1 protein-coding gene is annotated in these 322 nt (G+C 54.7%); it reads right to left on the bottom strand.

The features are described from left to right. Window positions 1-46: 46 nt before the first annotated feature. On the bottom strand, window positions 47-322 hold a 276-nt coding region (locus tag HBA93_RS20005), incomplete at its 5' end, for an iron chelate uptake ABC transporter family permease subunit (RefSeq protein ID WP_221724445.1).

Below are 322 nucleotides of genomic sequence, written 5' to 3' on the forward strand. Positions count from 1 at the left end.
CCAGAAGAAGTACCATTGTCAAAGCTCTGATCACTGAAATTTCCTTTCATTGCTGCCGTTTTCGGTAAAAAGACCGGAGGCGTAAAATTGCGAGAAATAGAGGCACGCCGATCAGGGTAAAGCTCAGGCCAAGCGGCAGCGAAACCCTGCCCCCGAATGACAGACGTGTGAGAATATCAGCAGCAATCACCAGATTGCCGCCCATGAGTGCTGCGAGAAACAAGCGCGCCCTGCCTGTAGCACCGGTGAGAAAACCAGTCAGCTGCGGCGCGAGGATGCCAAGAAAAGACAGCGGCCCCACGGCAGTCACCGATGAAGCCCT

The organism is Ochrobactrum sp. SFR4, from assembly GCF_019730395.1.
Lineage (GTDB): Bacteria > Pseudomonadota > Alphaproteobacteria > Rhizobiales > Rhizobiaceae > Pseudochrobactrum.